Origin of the sequence: Flavobacterium tibetense (genome assembly GCF_003293845.1) — a bacterium.
Taxonomy (GTDB): Bacteria; Bacteroidota; Bacteroidia; order Flavobacteriales; family Flavobacteriaceae; genus Flavobacterium; species Flavobacterium tibetense.
This window is the reverse complement of record NZ_QLST01000005.1, coordinates 52,289-70,378: the sequence shown is the minus strand read 5'-3', so window position 1 is coordinate 70,378 and position 18,090 is coordinate 52,289. Positions and strand designations below refer to the sequence as shown.

The window sequence follows — 18,090 nt, the reverse complement described above, 5'->3', positions numbered from 1 at the left end:
GCAAAGATAATTCAATAAACCAATTGCGCAATTATAATAAGAAAGTTAAAACCAAAAATAATTGAAAATAAACATTCTTTTAACTTTCGTATGTTGATTCAACTTACAATTCTTAGTATCTTTGGAATAAATTAAAACAATTGAAATGAAAAAAATAGCAGTATTAGCTTTGGCAACCTTATTTTTGGTTAGCTGTAAAAAAGAAGAAAAAACAGCAGTTGTAGTTGAAGAACCAACAGGCTTACAAATTATTTCAGATTCTACACAAGTCAATTGGACTGCTTATAAAACAACGGATAAAGTGGGCGTTAATGGAAAATTCAACCAAATTGAATTAAAAAACACGCAATCGGGTGATACTCCAGAAGCCGTTTTAGAAGGCGCAAGTTTTTCTATTCCTGTCAGCAGTTTGTTCACCAATGACTCGGATAGAGATAGCAAATTAAAACAATTCTTTTTTGGAGTTTTGAAAAACACAGAAATGATTGGTGGTACATTCAATTTTAGAGACGGAAAATGTTTTATGACATTAACTTTAAATGACGTAACCAAACAATTAGAAGTTGCACATACTTTTTCAAATAATAAATTTACAGTGAATCATACTTTGAATTTGGAAGATTTTGGCGCTCTTGACGCTGTTGAATCTATTAATAAAGCTTGTTTTGACTTACATAAAGGTCCAGATGGTGTTAGTAAAACTTGGAGTGAAGTTGCAATTTCAGGATCCGTACTATTTAAATAAAAAACTAAAAAGTCCCGATTTTTATCGGGACTTTTTTTATAAATTCATTTTGAAATCTTCAATTACTTTTTCGGCTTTTAGTAAATCGCGTTCTTCTATAAAAAGTTCTACCGCTAAACCCATATTTCCAAAACCTGAAACGCGTGCTGCTTGAAGATTGTTTTTCACTATTGGAAAAATTGAAATCTCTTCTAGTTTTTGTTTTAATCCCATTGCCATAATTTCGCTTCCGGAAAAAATCTTTTTTAATGCCATTCTCTTTATTTTAGTTAGTTTCGTCGTCTGTTTCATCCATTTCGAAAAACAAGGGCTCAATCATAATTTTTTCGGCAAGAAATTCTACTTTTTCTGTTATTTCACTGCAAAAGAAAAGGCGTTGTACTTTAGCAATACTATCCGAAATTCTTTTAATTACAGCATCTAATCTGTATTTCAATAAAATGTCTGCATCGTCAACTATTACCATTTGCAATCGGTTAACATTATAACCAGCAGTTGAAAACATTACGTTTAATTTACTTGGTGTACCAATCAAAACGTCAATTCCTAATGAAATTTGGTTTTTATCTTCGTCTAAATCGGTTTTATCGTGAACACCATAAACACGCAAATCATTGTTTTTCCCTAATTGGTTGAACAAATCGAGCATTTCTAGAACTTGAGGTTTATCCTCAACCATGATTAAAGCTCGTGGTGATTCTTCCGTTGGTTTTACTAAGCGTTGAATAACATTAATCACTATAGTTGTGGTTTTTCCAGTTCCTTTTGGCGATTGAATTACCGCATCTGCACCACTTTTAATCGTTGAAAAAGTTTCTCGTTGCAATTCATTAGCTTCTGTTAAACCTTGAGCTATTAGGCGTTGTTGTAAACCTTCGTTTATTTTTTTTAACTGCATTGTATCATCTAAAAATTGAAAAATCTAAAAAATCTAAAACATTAATTGTTTTCAAATTTAGATTTAGTTATTTGCTTGCGAATAGTTGTACATCTTGTTCCGAAATCTCATTTCCACCCAAAATGATCAATCGCTCTATCACGTTGCGAAGTTCGCGAATATTTCCGGTCCAATCGTACTCTTGGAGTAATTTTATTGCTGCTTTCGAAAATTGTTTTGTAGAGTTCCCTTGTTCTAATGCAATTTTTGCAGCAAAATGCACTATCAATTCAGGAATATCTTCTCTCCTTTCATTCAAAGCAGGAACTTTTATTAAAATAACCGCTAATCGATGATACAAATCTTCACGAAAACGACCTTCTTCTATTTCCTTTTTTAAATCTTTATTGGTTGCTGCAATCACACGAACATCCACTTTAATATCTTTATCAGCACCAACACGTTGAATTAAATTTTCTTGTAATGCTCGTAAAACTTTAGCTTGCGCTGGCAAACTCATATCACCAATTTCATCTAAAAAAATAGTTCCGTTATGGGCTGCTTCAAATTTTCCCGCTCTATCTTTAACGGCAGAAGTAAAAGCGCCTTTAACATGACCAAACAATTCACTTTCAATAAGTTCTGATGGAATTGCTGCGCAGTTTACTTCAATAATTGGCGCATTGCAACGCTCGCTTTTTTCGTGTAATTGGTGTGCTACTAATTCTTTTCCCGTTCCATTTGGCCCTGTGATTAACACTCTGGCATCTGTTGGCGCTACTTTTTCAATCATTGTTTTGATATGATTGATGGCTTCGCTGTTTCCTATCATCTCGTAGTTTTTAGAAACTTTCTTTTTCAAGATTTTATTCTCAACTACCAATTGTTTTCTGTCCAATGCATTACGAACCGTATTCAATAAACGATTCAAATCAGGTGGCTTTGAAATATAATCGAAAGCACCTAATCGCATGGTATTTACGGCTGTTTCCAAATCACCATGACCGGAAATCATCACCATTGGAATTTCAGGTTTTATCTTTTTTACCGCTTCCAAAACCTCAACACCGTCCATTTTTGGCATTTTGATGTCGCACAACACCAAATCATAATCTTCATTTTTTATTTTCTCTACACCTTGTAAACCATCTTCCGCTTCTTCTACTTGATAGGTATCATTTTCTTCGGAAAGAATTTTATTTAGTACTCTTCTGATGGCTGCTTCGTCTTCAATGATTAAAATTTTTGGCATTTTTTATTGGTATTTGGTAATAGGTTTCAGGTAATTGGTATTGGCAAAGTTAACAAAAATATAGAATTTCTTTTTTTGTAAAGCAAGAATCAGACCAATTTACTTTGAAATGATGTGAATATCGCGTTGTGGAAAAGGAATACTAACTTTGTTGGCACGAAATTCTTGGTCAATTGCAAAACGAATTTCACTTTTGGTTTTTGGAACAGTAAAAGCATCATTGATAAAGAAAAACAATTCAAAATCTAAGGAAGAATCACCAAAATCTTGAAACAACGCTACAATTGGACGATCTTTTAAAACCGCTGAATGTTGTTTGGCGCAATTCTCTAGAATGGTTTGTACCAATTTGGTATCGGAACCATAAGCAACGCCAACCCTAATATTTTCTCTAATTTCAGGACTATTCTGTGTCCAATTGAATAAAATGTCACTTAAAAACTTGTGATTGGGAATTACCATAACACGATCGTTTCTGGTAACGGCTTTGGTAGAACGCAAACTTATTTTTTCAACTCGACACACTTTCCCATCAATTTCAATAATATCGCCTACATGAAGGGATTGGTCAAGAATAATTAATACTCCAGAAATCAAATCTTGAAACAACTGCTGCAAAGCAAAACCCAAACCAATAAAAATTGCCGCAGATGCGGTTAACAAAACACTTACGTCTACTCCGGAAGTTCGTAAGGTAAACATTATCACAAAAACATACACAATGTATTGTATGAATTGAAAAACACTTACAAACTTGTTTTTGTCTTCGTTGGGAAGATTACGAGTAACCACTTTACGAACAATTTTAAGAACATAAGAAGTTATCAAAAAAGCAATTACCAATGCAATTATTGCGCCTAATGTGATGTTTATTTCTTCTGTCTTAATAAGACTAAAACCAAAAAGCTCCTTTATTTGATCTATTATTTCCATGTGTTTTAAAATTGAATTGTAAGTTACAAAAAAAAGAGTTCAAAAGAAAAACTTCTGAACTCTTTACTTTAAACTTTGTACTTTAAACTTTGCACTTTATTAATATTTCATCCATTTGTATAATTCCTTCCAAGTTGGTTTTTTGCCGTACATCAAAATACCTACGCGATAAATTTTAGAAGCAAACCAAACTACAAAAGCAAAGGTAGCAAACAAAAGAATAATCGAAACTATCAGTTGCCAATAATGACTTGAATCTAAAAACGGAATTCGCATCAACATTACAATTGGCGAAGTAAACGGAATAATGGAAAAAACAGTTGCTACAGTCCCATGTGGATCATTGATTACGGTAAAAAATCCAATGTAAACCGCTAACATCAATGGCATTATGATTGGCAATAAAAACTGTTGCGAATCGGTTTCTGAGTCCACTGCTGCTCCAATGGCTGCATACAACGAACTATATAAAAAGTAACCACCAATGAAAAAGATTACGAATGAAACCAACATTAAGGTTAATGGTAAATTTAAAATTTCATTGATATACAATTGCACTTTTGACAAACCAGCCGCTTGTTGCGCTTGTTCCATCATTTCTGGGGAAACTGCGGAAGATGCTCCCATTTGTAATCCAAAAAATGAGGAAGCAATAAAGAATAATAATGCTCCTACAACTGCCCAAATCATAAACTGTAAAATTCCAGCCAATGAATTTCCAATGATTTTTCCCATCATCAATTGGAATGGTTTTACTGATGAAATGATGATTTCGATAATACGATTGGTTTTTTCTTCAATTACGCTTCGCATTACGAAATTTCCATAAATGATAATAAACATCATAATCATATATCCCATGAAACCGCCAATTGCTACTTTGATTTCGTTCAATCCTTTTAGGCTTTCTTCACCTGAAAATTTGGATAATTTTAAAGATGTTTTTGCTTTTGCTTTTTCTATTTTTTCGGTATCAAAACCTAGAACGTCTAAATTTTCTTTAGTGATTTTGGCATTAATTACACGTTCTACATTGGTAATAAATTCCATACTTGGACTGTCATCGGAAATGTATTCTACTTTTCCATCCAATTCTGGTAAAGCCGCTACTTTTGGAATAAAAAGCAAACCTTTGTAGTTTTTCCCAGCCGTATCTTTGGCAATTGCAAATGGCATTTCTGACAAATCAACATATTGTGTATGCTTGTCGCTTTTAAAATCGTTTTTTAAATAACCCGCTTCATCATGAATGGCAATTTGGGTTACCGAATCTTTATTCATTGACGCTAAAAAGCCAATCAAAACCGCCATTCCCACAAACAATAACGGACTCAAAAACGTCATTACGATGAATGATTTATTACGCACTTTGGCAATAAATTCTCTTTTTATAATTAAAGTTAATTTGCTCATAATTATTGGCTTACTGTTTGAATAAAAATATCATTAACACTCGGGATTTTTTCTACGAAATGCGTTACTTGACCAAATTCGGTTAAAATTGACAACAATTCATTTGAGTTGTGATTTCCTAATTGTACTTCTAACTTCAAATCTTCATTAAGAGATTTAAAATTAGTTTGTCCAACAGTGAATTTTTGCGTCAATTGATACATCAAACCTTCTACATTATTGGTTAAAATACCAACTTGGAAAGAATTACTTCTGTATTGACGTTTTACATCGTTTAATTTTCCTTCGATTAATTTATTGGATTTGTGAATTAACGCAATATGATCACACATTTCTTCTACAGATTCCATTCGGTGTGTAGAAAAAATTACGGAAGTTCCTTTTTTATTTAGTTCAATGATTTCGTCTTTGATTAAATTGGCATTTACTGGGTCAAATCCTGAGAACGGTTCGTCTAAAATTAATAATTTGGGTTGGTGTAAAACCGTTACTACAAACTGGATTTTTTGCGCCATTCCTTTAGAAAGTTCTTGTATTTTTTTGTCCCACCAACTTTCGATCTCGAATTTTTCGAACCAATATTTCAATTGTTTTTTAGCTTCTTGCTGACTTAATCCTTTTAATTGTGCCAAATACAAACATTGTTCGCCTACTTTCATGGTTTTGTACAAACCGCGTTCCTCTGGCAAGTAACCAATGGCACTCACGTGTTCTGGTTTTAAAACTTCACCATCAAATAAAACGGTTCCACTATCAGGAATAGTAATTTGGTTAATAATTCTGATTAGCGATGTTTTCCCAGCCCCATTTGGTCCCAATAAACCATAAATACTTCCTTTTGGAATGGTTAATGACACATTATTTAGCGCTGTATAATCACCGTATTGTTTGATGACGTTTTGAACTTCTAAAATAGCACTCATTGAATAAGTTTTAGTGATTTTTGTTTTATTAGTAGTAAAAATAAGGATTTTGTTACAAAAAAAACCCACCCTATCTTTGACAACAGGATGGGAAAAATTGCTATGAAAAAGAAAATCACTTTCCTAAAAAAGTGAAGTTCAAATGTATATATTTTTATTTAATTATGAAAACATATCTTTTACTTTTTCAAAAAAAGATTTATCTGTCTTTTCTGGAGAAGGAATAAAGTTTTCATCATTTAGCATTTTTTCGAAAAATTGCTTTTGTTCTTTGTTTAATGTTTTTGGAGTCCAAACATTTACATGAACTAATAAATCGCCATTTCCGTAGCCGTTTATATTTGGAATTCCTTTTCCTTTTAGTCTTAAAATTTTACCCGATTGAATGCCTTCATCTAATTTGATTCGGACTTTTCCACCAACAGCTTCAATTTCTTTAGAAACTCCTAGTGCTGCTTCTGGAAAACTGATATATAAATCGTAATGAAGATTTTCTCCTTCACGTTTTAAAAACTCATGCTCAACTTCTTCTATAGCTACAATTAAATCTCCGGGAATACTATTGGTTCCAGGCGCTTCATTTCCTTTGCCAGCCACTTTTAATTGCATTCCATCCACTACTCCAGCTGGAATTTTGATTGAAACCGTATCTTCATCCATAATCATACCTTGTGCATCGGCACCTGCAGGTTTTTGATCTAAGATTTGTCCGGAACCACTACAAACATGACAAGTCGTCGCAGTTTGCATTCTTCCTAGAATCGTATTGGCCACTTTCATTATTTGTCCAGAACCGTTACACGTTGGACACGTTCTGTAAGTTACACCTTTAGCTTGTACTTTACGTTTTACTTTTACTTTCTTTTCTACACCGTTAACGATGTCTTCCAAAGTAAGTTTCACTTTGATTCTTAAGTTGCTTCCTTTTACACGTCTTTGACCGCCACCGCCGCCGAATCCGCCGAATCCACCACCAAAAGCACTTCCAAAAATATCACCAAATTGACTAAAAATATCATCCATATTCATGTGATGACCACCACCAAATCCGCCATTTTCAAAAGCTTGATGACCGTATTGATCGTACTTCGCTTTCTTGTTAGGATCGCTTAATACTTCGTAAGCTTCAGCTGCCAATTTAAAATTTTCTTCCGCTTCTTTATCGCCTGGATTTTTATCAGGATGGTATTGAATCGCTTTTTTTCGGTAGGCTTTTTTAATTTCTTCAGCCGTTGCGCTTTTGCCAATACCTAATATTTCGTAAAAATCTTTTTTCATTTTTAAATACTATAATAATGATTATAAACGCGATGAATCGCATTTCTACAAATGGTTGTAATTGAAATTAATTTCCAATTACAACCTTTGGAAAACGAATAATTCTATCGCCTAACTTGTATCCTTTTTCAATTACATCCACAATTTTTCCTTTCAATTCTGCAGTTGGCGCTGGAATTTGTGTAATAGCTTCTGCAAAGTCAGCATCAAAAGCATCTCCTGGCTTTACATCAATTTGTTCCAAACCTTTACCTACCAAAGTTGATTTTAGTTTTTCATGAATCAATGCCACACCTTGTACTAATGCTTCGTCTTCCGATTTTTCAATTTGAACCCAAGCTCTATCAAAATCATCTAAAACTGGTAATATGGCTTGTAAAACCTCTTGATTAGCTGTCTTAAACAAATCTATACGCTCTTTTGAAGTACGTTTTTTGAAATTTTCAAACTCAGCAAAAAGTCGCAAAAAACGATCTTTTTCCTTTGCTAAATCTTCTTGCAATTGTTCTTCAATAGTTAATTCTGGTTGTTGTATTTCTTGATTTTCTGAAACATTTTCCTCTTGAATGTTATCTTTTTCGATGTTTTCAGTAGTATCTTGACTCATATTTTTAAATATTTTTTTGAACATTTTTTTATTTTAATTTGAATTGCAAATGTATTGCCAAACCTGAATAAATGTCAAATTGTCATACTCATTTTGTGAAATTATTTAAATTTTATAGTTTTTAGGAATAATTTTACACTTTTTTATGTTTATTGTATCATTAAATTTAATTATATTTGAAGGTGACTTTTGAGAGTCATAAAAAAATTAAACCAATAAAATTTATTTTACTATGAAAAAATCTTTATTAAGTTTTGCTATTATTGCGTTGATTAGTTTTACAAGTTGCAAAAAAGAATCAACTGAAGATGCTACAAAAACAGATGAAGCATCTGAATCAAGTGCCTCAGGATCTTATACTGTAGATGCTGCTAGTTCTGTGATTAATTGGGTAGGCTCTAAACCAGCCGGAAAACATACCGGAACTATTTCACTAGCTGATGGAAGTTTTGATGTTACTGATGGAAATGTAACAGGTGGTAATTTTACTATCGCCATGAATAGTATCACTGTGACAGATTTAGAAGGTGAAGACAAAATGAATTTGGAAACACATTTAAAAGGAACTGGAGACAAAGAGTCTGAAGATCACTTTTTCAATGTTACTAAATATCCTACTGGAAACTTTAAAATGCTAAGTGCAGAACCAGAAAGCGGAGCTTATTTTGTAAAAGGAATTTTAACATTAAAAGGAATTTCAAAAGAAGTAAATTTTTCAGCTGAAATCATCATGACAGACACAGAAATTAAACTTACTTCTGATCCGTTCAAAATCAATAGAACAACTTGGAATGTAAACTATGCTTCAAAATCACTTTTTGATAATCTTAAAGATAAATTTATTGATGACGATATTGAATTAGTTGTAAAAGTTATAGCAAAGAAATAATATTCCAGACAAAAAAATTAAAGCACCTTAATTGGTGCTTTTTTTATTTTAACAAATTTAGCAATGCTTTATCTAAAGCAGCAAATTGAAATTGAAAACCTTTGTCTAATAATTTTCTAGCACTAACATGCTGGCTTGAAAACAATATTTCATGCATTTCACCTAACAGTATTTTCATAACAAATTTAGGAATATTAGGAAGAAAAAGAGGCTTTCCTAACACTTTCCCAATTGCTTTAGTCATTTCATTATTGGTAACTGGGTAAGGAGAAACACCATTAAAAACACCTTCGTATTGGTATTGCATAATAAAATAGAAAATCTGAGCTAAATCCTGTACATGAATCCATGATTGGTATTGTTCGCCAGAGCCAAAAGCAGCACCAACTCCCATACTTATGGGTTTTACCATTTCTTGCAGTGCACCACCTTTTTTAGCGAGTACAATTCCTATTCGTACTTTGGAAACTTTTATTCCCAAACGTTCAAAAGCGTTTATTTCATCTTCCCATTTAGCTACTACACTTCCTAGAAAGGAATCATCAACCTCTAAATTAGATTCGTTGTAAATGGCATCAAAGCTATGCGGATAAATCCCAATTGCTGATGCACTTATAACGTGAGTTACTTGATGTGAATTTTTAGCAAGATATTGAAATAATAATTTGGTACTCAAAACCCTACTTTCAATAATTTCTTGTTTGTGTGATTTAGTCCAACGTTTAGCAACCGAAGCTCCTGCTAAATGAATAATAGTAGTGACGCCTTCAAATGCATTGGTATCCATTTCTGAAGTTGCAGGATTCCAATAAAAACCTTTGTAATTTTCTTTTTGTTCTAACTTACGTTTAGAAGATGACAAATAATGAATTTGAACTCCATTTTGAAGAAACAATTTCACAATTTCACTTCCAACTAACCCAGTTGCTCCTGTAATTAAAACTTTCATTTTCAGATATTTTATTCAAATTTACGAACGAAATTCTGGAAAAGGATGACAATTAACTTATATTAACAAAAGTTAGGGAACCTTATTGTCTTACTTTGATTGTCCATTCAAACTTAAACTCGGAAACTTGCTCTCCTTTTGAATTGAAACCTAATGATGTTAACCAAATTGTTTGCCCTTCTTGAGTTGCAATAGCTTTTGCAATGGTTTCCTTTACAAGTAAGCCTTCTTTACAGGTGAAAATTATTTTTCCAGTGGCTTTTTTAGTAAAAGTAGCTTTGTTTTTTGCTACCAACATAGAAATATTTTTATCTGTTTGTTTAATTTGATACATAACCAAAGCTCCTGTTGTAAATTCAGCTGCCATTGCTTGTACTGCAAAATACATAGAATTAAAAGGATTCTGATTGAACCAACGGTGCGTAACTTTAGTACTACACTCGTCCGCCGTAATACTTTTTACTCGCACTCCAGCCCAAAATGCCGATGGCAATTTGAAAAACATATAAAGATTCAATTTAAAAGGTGTAAATTTCATAAGGCCTTTATTTTCGGTAAAAATACAAAAAATAGTATGCACTCATATAAAATTAAAAATGTTAAATTTATGTTAAATATTAGTACTATGCGTAACATAATACTTGCTTTTAGACTTATCTTTGTATAAGAAATTAATAGGTTATAAATCTTTAATGAAAAAACCATGAACATAGAAAACACTAAAGCACAAATGAGAAAAGGAGTTTTGGAGTTTTGCATCTTATCAGTCTTAAGAAACAGTGATGCATACACTTCAGAAATTCTAGAAACACTCAAAGATGCAAAATTACTAGTGGTAGAAGGAACAGTATACCCACTACTAACGCGATTGAAAAACGACGGATTACTTCATTACCGATGGGAAGAATCCACTTCTGGACCGCCAAGAAAATACTATGGCTTAACAGATGAAGGCAAAGAATTTTTATTAGAACTAAACAACACTTGGACTGAATTGTCTGACGCTGTAAACATTATAACCCAACAAAACTAGAAATCATGAACAAAACAGTTAGTATAAATTTAGGTGGATTTTTCTTTCACATTGATGAAGATGCGTACCAAAAGTTAAGTCGCTATTTTGAAGCGGTTAAGCGTTCACTTTCTTCTGAAGGAAGAGATGAAATCATGAAAGACATTGAAAGTAGAGTGGCTGAAATTTTTCAAGATAAATTGAAAAACGAAAAAACGGTGATTGGTCTTTCTGAAGTTGAAGAAGTAATTAGTATCATGGGACAACCGGAAGACTATAAAATTGATGAAGAACCAAATTATAAAGAAAGTTCTAAAAACTATTATAACATACCACAAAGCAAGAAATTATATAGAGATAAAGACAATGCTATTTTAGGTGGAGTTTTATCAGGTATTGGACATTATGTAGGTGTAGATCCATTATGGTTACGTTTATTGATGGTGGTTTTAATATTTGGTTTTGGAACAGGAATTTTAGTATATCTTATTTTATGGATATTAATTCCAGCTGCCGAAACAACTGCGCAAAAATTAGAAATGCGTGGTGAACCTATAACCATTTCAAGTATCGAAAAAAAAGTAAAGGAAGGATTTGATGAAATTTCAGGGAAAATCAACAATTTAGACCATCAAAAAATTGCAGCTGGCGCAAAAACAGGTGCAGATAAAGTAGCTTCTGCAATAGGTGAAATTCTAACTGCTATATTTAAAGCTATTGGAAAGATAATTGGAGCTTTTGTCTTCTTTTTTGCAGCAATGAGTTTAATTGGAATTCTTGTTGGATCGCTTTTTATGATTTTTTCAGCAACCATGCCAGATACTTTTATTTTCAATCATATTAGTAGTCCGTTTAACACTGATGTTCCGCTATGGCTGCAAGGTATTTTATTGTTATTGAGTATTGGAATTCCACTTTTCTTTTTCTTGATATTGGGTTTAAAATTATTAATTAGCAACATGAAATCCATTGGAAATTATGTAAAATATACACTTTTGGCCATTTGGATTATATCTTTAGCAAGCTGTATTTATTTAGGAATCAAACAGTTCAATGAAATTGGTTACAATGGAAAAACCACGCAAAAAGAACAAGTTAGTGTACAACCAACAGACACCTTATATGTAAAAATGCGTTTTAATGATTTTTTTGCCAAAAACGTGAACCAAAGAGAAAGAAACAAGTTAGTGCAAGATGAAAACAATAATGAAGTTATTTATTCCAATAGCGTACGAATTCATTTAATGCATACTGACGAAACCGTTCCTTTTGTTCAAATCGAAAAAGATGCTGATGGTAAATCGTATAAAGATGCTAAAAGCAGAGCCGAAAAAATAAACTATAATTTTGATATTCAAGGAAATAGAATTAATTTAGACAACTATTTTACCACAGCCTTCGAAAATAAATTTAGAAACCAAGAAGTGCATGTTTATTTGTATTTACCAGAAGGAACGGTTCTTTATCCAGATGAAAGTATCAGCAAATTTTTGAGTTCACACAACTCCGATATTGATATTTATTATGGAAAAGAGAATTATTATTACAAAGTAAACAACAAAGAAATGGAATGCTTAAATTGTCCTGACAATGTCAATGACGAGCCATTAGACGAAAATCTATCCATCAGACTTAACAATAAAGAAATTCAAATTAACGTTAAAGAAGATGGAGTAAACATTCAAACAAAATAAAAACACAACAACTATAAAAAACTATCATGATTAAGCTAATTATTCAAATTACGAGAATTATTATTGCCGCGATAGCAAGTCTACTCTTTCAATCGTGTGTCAATTTTGATGGAAATTTCGAAATTGTTAATGGCAATGGAGATGTAACTTCCGAAACGCGAAACCTTTCGGAAGATTTCACTTCAATTGAAGCCAAAACAGGAATCGAAGTAATAGTGACTCAAGAAAATTCACACGGAATTAAAGTTGAAGCAGATTCTAATTTACACGAACACATTATTACAGAAGTAAAAGATGGTAAATTAAAAATCTATTGTGATGCCAACTTAAAAAATGTAGCCGCTAAAAAAGTTTTTGTTCAAATGCCAATAATTGAAAGATTACAAACTTCTAGTGGCGCTTCAATTACTAATAAAAATACCATTAAAGCAACTTCACTCGATGTAGAATCAAGTAGCGGAAGCCAAATAAAAATTGAAGTAATGACTAACGAATTAGCATGCGAAAGCTCAAGCGGAAGTGAAATTATTTTAATAGGCGAAACCAATAAATTAAAAGCGGAAAGCTCTAGTGGAAGTACAATTGCAGCAGCAAAACTCACCACTAATGAAGCGGAAGCAGAAGCTTCAAGCGGAAGTGAAATAAAAATTAATCCAATAGAAAAACTAGTAGCCAAAGCTTCAAGTGGCGCTACTATTTCCTACTCCAGCCAACCAAAAACCATCGAAATAAAAAAGAATTCGGGTGGCGAAGTACGATTGAGATAAGAACTAGCAAAAACATCAGCTCAAACTGATGTTTTTTTTTATATTTGTGTTTTAAGAAATTTTGGAATAAAAATTGCACTAGCCTATAAAAACAAAACACAAATGAAAAAAGCATTACTACTTGTTGCCTTATTATTTACATCTTCAGTTATTTTGGCTCAAGGAAAAGAAAAAATAAAAGGTTCAAAAATTATCACACATGCGATTCATGAATTGGAAAGTTTTGAAAATATCGAAATTGAAGATAATTTAGAAGTCTATTTGGTAAAAGGCGATAAACCATCAATCGAAATTGAAGCTGATGACAATTTACACGATGCTATTAGCTATAATGTAATGGGAAATACATTAAGAATTACTTCTCAAAAAGATGTAGTTAGCGCTAAGAAATTTTCCGTACGAATTAATTATGCCGACAATTTAAAATTAGTAGTAGGAAAACATGAAACCAAAATTTTTGCACTAAATGATTTGCAATTGGAAAACATTACTATTAAAAACTATGACAAATCTAGTTCATTCTTAAATGTAAAAGCGACCGATTTTACTTTAATTTTAAACGACAAAAGTAAAGCCGAACTAAACATAAAAGCACAAAATACAGTATTAGAAATAAGTAAAAGCGCAAAATTGAAATCACTTTTGGTAACTACCGAATTGAAACTGGATATGTATGAAAAAAGTGAAGCGCAAATTGAAGGTGATGTAGCAAATGGAAAATTCCGTTTAGACAACAACGCTAATTTGACAGGAAAAAAATTAACTTGTAAAACGTTAGATATTACCTGTGAACATTACGCAAAAAGCAATGTAAATGTAGTTAATGAAATTACAATTTCCGCATCTGGAAAATCAGAAATCGAATTGTATGGAGAACCTGCAATTATTATGAAAAAATTTAGCAACAACGCTATTTTGTACAAAAAATAAAAAAATCCAGCTTTTGCTGGATTTTTTGTATCATATAAATTTCAAAACTTATTCTTTCGAAGCTAAATAACGCTCGGCATCTAACGCAGCCATACAACCTGTTCCAGCAGCAGTAATTGCTTGACGATATACATGATCAGCGGCATCACCACCAACAAAAACACCTGGAACATTGGTTTTAGCTGTACCAGGAACATTTATAATATAACCCGTTTCGTCCAAATCTAAATAATCTGCGAAAATATCCGTATTCGGTTTATGACCAATAGCTACGAAGAATCCAGTTGCAGGAATTTCAATAGTTTCGCCAGTAGTTCTGTTTTTTGCACGAACACCCGTTACTACTTGTCCGTCTCCTAAAACCTCATCCGTTTCTGTGTGTAATAAAATTTCAATGTTTTCTGTTTTTCTCACACGCTCTTCCATAATTCTGGAAGCTCTAAATTTGTCGCTACGCACTAACATCGTAACTTTTTTACATAATTTAGAAAGGTAATGCGCCTCTTCACAAGCACTATCTCCTGCTCCAACGATTACAACTTCTTGATTTCTGTAGAAAAATCCGTCGCAAACTGCACAAGCCGAAACACCACCACCTAATTTCAAATAATGTTGTTCCGATTCTAATCCTAAATATTTAGCAGAAGCTCCCGTTGAAATAATTACGGTATCTGCATGAATTTCTTTGGTATCATTTATCCAAACTTTGTGAGGCTCGGCAGAAAAATCTACTTTAGTTGCCCAACCGTCACGAACATCAGTTCCAAAACGTTGTGCTTGTGCTTGTAATTGCACCATCATTTCAGGACCAGTAACACCATCTGCATAACCTGGGAAATTTTCAACTTCATTTGTTGTGGTTAATTGACCACCAGGCTGTGTTCCTTGGTATAATACGGGATTCATATTTGCTCTAGCCGCATAAATTGCTGCAGTATAACCTGCTGGACCTGAACCTATAATCAAACATTTTACTTTTTCTATTGTATCAGACATAATCATATTTTTTTAACGAAGAGCAAATGTAAGTTTTTATATAAAAATATACACGTAAAAAGGATTAGTTTTAACTATTTAATCATAATTAATTAAAATGAAAAAACCTTCTCAATTTCTCAAGAAGGTTTTTTGTCGGGGTGGCAGGATTCGAACCTGCGACCTCCTGCTCCCAAAGCAGGCGCGATAACCGGGCTACGCTACACCCCGAAAAGCGTGTGCAAATATACAATTAATTTCATTCTACACAAATTGTAATGATTTTTATTTGATAAAATATTTTTTCTATTTTTCTTAAATCAATCAACTAAAGATTTCAAAATTTAGTTTTCAATCTGTGACACTAGCATCCTTTTCTTACTCGTGTCAACCATCTATATTTTTTTAGCACACATTCTCAAAACTTTCTATCCAAAAACAAAAACAACAAAAAATATTATTCCTATTTTTGCTCCATCAAATTAGACAACACAAATTATGCTTATTATCGGAATAGCTGGAGGAACAGGAAGTGGTAAAACTACTGTAGTACATCAAATTATGAATGAATTACCGGCAACAGAAGTTGGGATAATTTCTCAAGATTCGTACTACAAGGAAACCCATCATTTGTCTTACGAAGAACGCACAAAAATTAACTTTGATCACCCAAGAGCAATTGATTTTGAATTACTTGTAGCACATTTGAAAGATTTAAAAGCTGGAAAAACCATTGAACAACCTGTGTATTCATTCGTAACACACGATAGAACCGACGATAAAATTTTAACGCATCCAAGAAAAGTAATGATTGTAGAAGGAATTTTAATCCTTACCAATCCAGAACTTCGTGAAATGTTTGATATTAAAGTCTACGTACATGCTGACTCTGACGAGCGATTAATCCGAAGACTAAAACGAGATATTGCAGAACGTGGTCGTGATATGGAAGAAGTTTTAAACCGTTACCAAAACACCTTAAAACCAATGCACGAGCAATTTATCGAACCAACAAAAGCTTTTGCCGACATCATTATTCCAAATGACAAATACAATACAGTTGCAATTGATGTCGTTCGTGCGGTAATTAACCAAAGAATTAGTTAAATTTACCAAATGAAAAAAATTAAAGCATTTCTCAATCAGTTTTGGTTCCTAAAAGCATTAGTGAATCGATACGTTTTGGTGCTTTTGTTTTTCGTTATTTGGATGGCATTCCTAGACAATTATTCCTATCTTGAACATCGCGTTTTAGATAAAGAAATTGATCTATTGGAAGAAAACATCAACTATTATAAAAAAGAAATCAAAGAAGACAGCATTCGAATAAAAAAACTCAAAAACGAAGATCACGTAGAGAAATACGCTCGCGAAAAGTACTATATGAAACGCGAAAACGAAGACATCTACATTATTGAGTTTGAAGACCAAAAGAAAGCTGAAACTGAGAAAAAAACTAGTAACAATTAAATAGATAATTCGTGGCTAACAACAATTTATTTTCTGATTTTGAAGCCGTTTCTTCTAAACAATGGAAGCAACAAATTCAATACGAACTAAAAGGGGCTGATTATAACGAAACTTTAGTTTGGGAAAGTCCAGAAGGCATTAAAGTGAAACCTTTTTATCATAATGATGAAACTGAGGCGAATTTGAATGCAATTATTCCAACAAAACCTTTTGCAATCGTTCAAAATATTTTTGTTCACGATGTAAAGAAATCGAATATTCGTGCACTAGAAACTTTACAAAGAGGAGCTGAAAGTATTCGTTTTACATTAGAAAGTGATTCAGTTTCCATTAATGAATTAATGCAAAACCTTCCAACAGAAAATGTGAATTATTATTTCCATTTACCATTTCTATCTGTTGAATTTTCGAATAAAATCAATGATTTTGCTTCAAAAAACAATGCCAATATCTTTATTCAAAATGATCCAATCGGACAATTAGTAAAAGATGGTAATTGGTTTGAAAACCTTGAAAAAGATTTTGAAAAGCTAAATACAATTGCTTCAAAAACAACTGTTCCATTTTTAACTATTTCAAGCGGAATTTATCAAAATGCTGGCGCGAATATCGTGCAACAATTGGCATACACTTTAGCGCAAGCAAATGAATATTTCAATAGAATTCCAGCCATCAACCAACCGATAACGATTGAAATTGCTGTTGGAACGAATTACTTTTTTGAAATCGCAAAACTAAGAGCGTTACGCCTTTTATTCAACACATTAGCAACAGAATACAATCATAATTTCGATTGCCATATCATCGCAACTCCAACCAAACGCAACAAAACTTTATACGATTACAACGTAAACATGTTGCGTACGACTACTGAATGTATGTCGGCCATTTTAGGTGGAGCCGATGCAGTTGCGAATTTAGCTTACGATGCCATTTACCACAAAGACAACGAGTTTGGCGACAGAATTTCGAGAAACCAATTGTTAGTTTTAAAACACGAAAGTTATTTCGACAAAGTGAACAATCCTGCTGATGGTGCGTATTACATTGAAGCTTTAACGGAAGAATTAGCTGAAAAAGCCTTAGAATTATTCAAAGATATCGAGAAAAATGGCGGTTTGATTTCGCAATTAATCGATGGAACAATTCAAAGAAAAATCAACGAAAGTGCTCAAAAAGAACAAGAACTTTTCGATTCAGGGAAAGAAGTTTTATTGGGAACTAACAAGTACCCAAACAAAAACGACCAAATGAAAAACGATTTGGAATTGTATCCTTTCGTAAAACAAAACGCCAGGAAAACGCTAATCACACCGATTATCGAAAAACGTTTGGCTGAAAAATTAGAACAAGAACGATTAGCATCAGAACAATAA

At 32.6% G+C, this 18,090-nt stretch carries 20 protein-coding genes and 1 tRNA gene; 9 read left to right on the top strand and 12 right to left on the bottom strand.

What is annotated here, in order from left to right:
- The first annotated feature begins 145 nt into the window (after positions 1 to 145).
- Positions 146 to 745 carry a YceI family protein gene (locus DPN68_RS05190; protein WP_113988587.1) on the top strand — a complete coding sequence of 200 codons (600 nt, stop codon included), beginning with the start codon at positions 146 to 148 and terminating at the stop codon, positions 743 to 745.
- 36 nt (positions 746 to 781) lie between these two features.
- On the opposite strand, the gene DPN68_RS05185 is transcribed toward DPN68_RS05190, so the two are convergent.
- From DPN68_RS05185 to DPN68_RS05150, 8 genes are all read right to left on the bottom strand, one after another.
- Positions 782 to 1,000, bottom strand: a complete 219-nt coding sequence (locus DPN68_RS05185; RefSeq protein ID WP_113988701.1) for a DUF2007 domain-containing protein — start codon at positions 998 to 1,000, stop codon at positions 782 to 784.
- A gap of 10 nt (positions 1,001 to 1,010) precedes the next feature.
- Positions 1,011 to 1,643 carry a DEAD/DEAH box helicase gene (locus tag DPN68_RS05180; RefSeq protein WP_113988586.1) on the bottom strand — a complete coding sequence of 211 codons (633 nt, stop codon included), beginning with the start codon at positions 1,641 to 1,643 and terminating at the stop codon, positions 1,011 to 1,013.
- A 67-nt stretch (positions 1,644 to 1,710) separates the two neighbouring features.
- Entirely contained in the window at positions 1,711 to 2,874 is a 1,164-nt protein-coding gene (locus tag DPN68_RS05175; RefSeq protein WP_113988585.1) for a sigma-54-dependent transcriptional regulator, read from the bottom strand.
- 99 nt (positions 2,875 to 2,973) lie between these two features.
- Entirely contained in the window at positions 2,974 to 3,807 is an 834-nt protein-coding gene (locus tag DPN68_RS05170) for a mechanosensitive ion channel family protein (RefSeq protein ID WP_113988584.1), read from the bottom strand.
- Between the two features lie 99 nt (positions 3,808 to 3,906).
- Positions 3,907 to 5,220 carry an ABC transporter permease gene (locus tag DPN68_RS05165; RefSeq protein WP_113988583.1) on the bottom strand — a complete coding sequence of 438 codons (1,314 nt, stop codon included), beginning with the start codon at positions 5,218 to 5,220 and terminating at the stop codon, positions 3,907 to 3,909.
- A 2-nt stretch (positions 5,221 to 5,222) separates the two neighbouring features.
- The gene (locus DPN68_RS05160) at positions 5,223 to 6,143 is read right to left on the bottom strand and encodes an ABC transporter ATP-binding protein (protein WP_113988700.1); all 921 of its coding nucleotides are present in this window, start codon (positions 6,141 to 6,143) and stop codon (positions 5,223 to 5,225) included.
- A gap of 162 nt (positions 6,144 to 6,305) precedes the next feature.
- Positions 6,306 to 7,421, bottom strand: a complete 1,116-nt coding sequence (dnaJ, locus tag DPN68_RS05155) for a molecular chaperone DnaJ (RefSeq protein ID WP_113988582.1) — start codon at positions 7,419 to 7,421, stop codon at positions 6,306 to 6,308.
- A gap of 67 nt (positions 7,422 to 7,488) precedes the next feature.
- Positions 7,489 to 8,052 (bottom strand): nucleotide exchange factor GrpE, encoded by a 564-nt coding sequence (locus tag DPN68_RS05150; protein WP_113988581.1) that lies wholly within the window; start codon positions 8,050 to 8,052, stop codon positions 7,489 to 7,491.
- 208 nt (positions 8,053 to 8,260) lie between these two features.
- Here DPN68_RS05150 and DPN68_RS05145 point away from each other — a divergent pair, with 208 nt between their 5' ends.
- Positions 8,261 to 8,917 (top strand): YceI family protein, encoded by a 657-nt coding sequence (locus tag DPN68_RS05145; protein ID WP_113988580.1) that lies wholly within the window; start codon positions 8,261 to 8,263, stop codon positions 8,915 to 8,917.
- Positions 8,918 to 8,960: 43 nt separating this feature from the next.
- Here the strand turns inward: DPN68_RS05145 and DPN68_RS05140 are convergent, their stop codons facing one another.
- A complete protein-coding gene (locus DPN68_RS05140; protein ID WP_113988579.1) occupies positions 8,961 to 9,866 on the bottom strand; it encodes a TIGR01777 family oxidoreductase in 906 nt (301 codons plus the stop codon).
- Between the two features lie 82 nt (positions 9,867 to 9,948).
- Entirely contained in the window at positions 9,949 to 10,404 is a 456-nt protein-coding gene (locus DPN68_RS05135) for a DUF4442 domain-containing protein (RefSeq protein WP_113988578.1), read from the bottom strand.
- A gap of 165 nt (positions 10,405 to 10,569) precedes the next feature.
- Between DPN68_RS05135 and DPN68_RS05130 the strand changes: the two genes are divergently transcribed.
- The 4 genes from DPN68_RS05130 (at position 10,570) to DPN68_RS05115 (ending at position 14,269) form a co-directional block, all read left to right on the top strand.
- A complete protein-coding gene (locus DPN68_RS05130) occupies positions 10,570 to 10,899 on the top strand; it encodes a PadR family transcriptional regulator (RefSeq protein ID WP_113988577.1) in 330 nt (109 codons plus the stop codon).
- 5 nt (positions 10,900 to 10,904) lie between these two features.
- Positions 10,905 to 12,572 (top strand): PspC domain-containing protein, encoded by a 1,668-nt coding sequence (locus DPN68_RS05125; protein ID WP_113988576.1) that lies wholly within the window; start codon positions 10,905 to 10,907, stop codon positions 12,570 to 12,572.
- Positions 12,573 to 12,598: 26 nt separating this feature from the next.
- A complete protein-coding gene (locus tag DPN68_RS05120; protein ID WP_113988575.1) occupies positions 12,599 to 13,339 on the top strand; it encodes a head GIN domain-containing protein in 741 nt (246 codons plus the stop codon).
- A gap of 102 nt (positions 13,340 to 13,441) precedes the next feature.
- The gene (locus DPN68_RS05115) at positions 13,442 to 14,269 is read left to right on the top strand and encodes a GIN domain-containing protein (RefSeq protein WP_113988574.1); all 828 of its coding nucleotides are present in this window, start codon (positions 13,442 to 13,444) and stop codon (positions 14,267 to 14,269) included.
- Positions 14,270 to 14,317: 48 nt separating this feature from the next.
- Here DPN68_RS05115 and trxB read toward each other — a convergent pair whose 3' ends face one another.
- Together trxB and DPN68_RS05105 are read right to left on the bottom strand one after the other, a co-directional pair.
- Entirely contained in the window at positions 14,318 to 15,265 is a 948-nt protein-coding gene (gene trxB, locus DPN68_RS05110) for a thioredoxin-disulfide reductase (RefSeq protein ID WP_113988573.1), read from the bottom strand.
- A gap of 135 nt (positions 15,266 to 15,400) precedes the next feature.
- Positions 15,401 to 15,475, bottom strand: a tRNA-Pro gene (locus DPN68_RS05105).
- 267 nt (positions 15,476 to 15,742) lie between these two features.
- Here DPN68_RS05105 and udk point away from each other — a divergent pair.
- From udk to DPN68_RS05090, 3 genes are read left to right on the top strand one after another with little or no spacing between them, the layout of a single operon-like run.
- Positions 15,743 to 16,351 carry a uridine kinase gene (gene udk / locus DPN68_RS05100; protein ID WP_113988572.1) on the top strand — a complete coding sequence of 203 codons (609 nt, stop codon included), beginning with the start codon at positions 15,743 to 15,745 and terminating at the stop codon, positions 16,349 to 16,351.
- 9 nt (positions 16,352 to 16,360) lie between these two features.
- Positions 16,361 to 16,714, top strand: a complete 354-nt coding sequence (locus tag DPN68_RS05095; protein ID WP_113988571.1) for an FtsB family cell division protein — start codon at positions 16,361 to 16,363, stop codon at positions 16,712 to 16,714.
- Between the two features lie 11 nt (positions 16,715 to 16,725).
- Positions 16,726 to 18,090, top strand: coding sequence for a methylmalonyl-CoA mutase subunit beta (locus tag DPN68_RS05090; protein WP_113988570.1), 1,365 nt, complete (start codon positions 16,726 to 16,728; stop codon positions 18,088 to 18,090).

Excerpts from the sequence above, each read along its gene's own strand:
- DPN68_RS05120 (WP_113988575.1), top strand. The coding sequence starts at position 12,599 with ATGATTAAGCTAATTATTCAAATTACGAGAATTATTATTGCCGCGATA.
- DPN68_RS05165 (WP_113988583.1), bottom strand. The coding sequence starts at position 5,220 with ATGAGCAAATTAACTTTAATTATAAAAAGAGAATTTATTGCCAAAGTG.
- DPN68_RS05135 (WP_113988578.1), bottom strand. The coding sequence starts at position 10,404 with ATGAAATTTACACCTTTTAAATTGAATCTTTATATGTTTTTCAAATTG.
- DPN68_RS05130 (WP_113988577.1), top strand. The coding sequence starts at position 10,570 with ATGAACATAGAAAACACTAAAGCACAAATGAGAAAAGGAGTTTTGGAG.
- DPN68_RS05190 (WP_113988587.1), top strand. The coding sequence starts at position 146 with ATGAAAAAAATAGCAGTATTAGCTTTGGCAACCTTATTTTTGGTTAGC.
- DPN68_RS05115 (WP_113988574.1), top strand. The coding sequence starts at position 13,442 with ATGAAAAAAGCATTACTACTTGTTGCCTTATTATTTACATCTTCAGTT.
- trxB (WP_113988573.1), bottom strand. The coding sequence starts at position 15,265 with ATGTCTGATACAATAGAAAAAGTAAAATGTTTGATTATAGGTTCAGGT.
- DPN68_RS05175 (WP_113988585.1), bottom strand. The coding sequence starts at position 2,874 with ATGCCAAAAATTTTAATCATTGAAGACGAAGCAGCCATCAGAAGAGTA.
- DPN68_RS05180 (WP_113988586.1), bottom strand. The coding sequence starts at position 1,643 with ATGCAGTTAAAAAAAATAAACGAAGGTTTACAACAACGCCTAATAGCT.
- DPN68_RS05185 (WP_113988701.1), bottom strand. The coding sequence starts at position 1,000 with ATGGCATTAAAAAAGATTTTTTCCGGAAGCGAAATTATGGCAATGGGA.
- DPN68_RS05170 (WP_113988584.1), bottom strand. The coding sequence starts at position 3,807 with ATGGAAATAATAGATCAAATAAAGGAGCTTTTTGGTTTTAGTCTTATT.
- DPN68_RS05125 (WP_113988576.1), top strand. The coding sequence starts at position 10,905 with ATGAACAAAACAGTTAGTATAAATTTAGGTGGATTTTTCTTTCACATT.
- DPN68_RS05145 (WP_113988580.1), top strand. The coding sequence starts at position 8,261 with ATGAAAAAATCTTTATTAAGTTTTGCTATTATTGCGTTGATTAGTTTT.
- dnaJ (WP_113988582.1), bottom strand. The coding sequence starts at position 7,421 with ATGAAAAAAGATTTTTACGAAATATTAGGTATTGGCAAAAGCGCAACG.
- DPN68_RS05140 (WP_113988579.1), bottom strand. The coding sequence starts at position 9,866 with ATGAAAGTTTTAATTACAGGAGCAACTGGGTTAGTTGGAAGTGAAATT.
- udk (WP_113988572.1), top strand. The coding sequence starts at position 15,743 with ATGCTTATTATCGGAATAGCTGGAGGAACAGGAAGTGGTAAAACTACT.
- DPN68_RS05095 (WP_113988571.1), top strand. The coding sequence starts at position 16,361 with ATGAAAAAAATTAAAGCATTTCTCAATCAGTTTTGGTTCCTAAAAGCA.
- DPN68_RS05160 (WP_113988700.1), bottom strand. The coding sequence starts at position 6,143 with ATGAGTGCTATTTTAGAAGTTCAAAACGTCATCAAACAATACGGTGAT.
- DPN68_RS05150 (WP_113988581.1), bottom strand. The coding sequence starts at position 8,052 with ATGTTCAAAAAAATATTTAAAAATATGAGTCAAGATACTACTGAAAAC.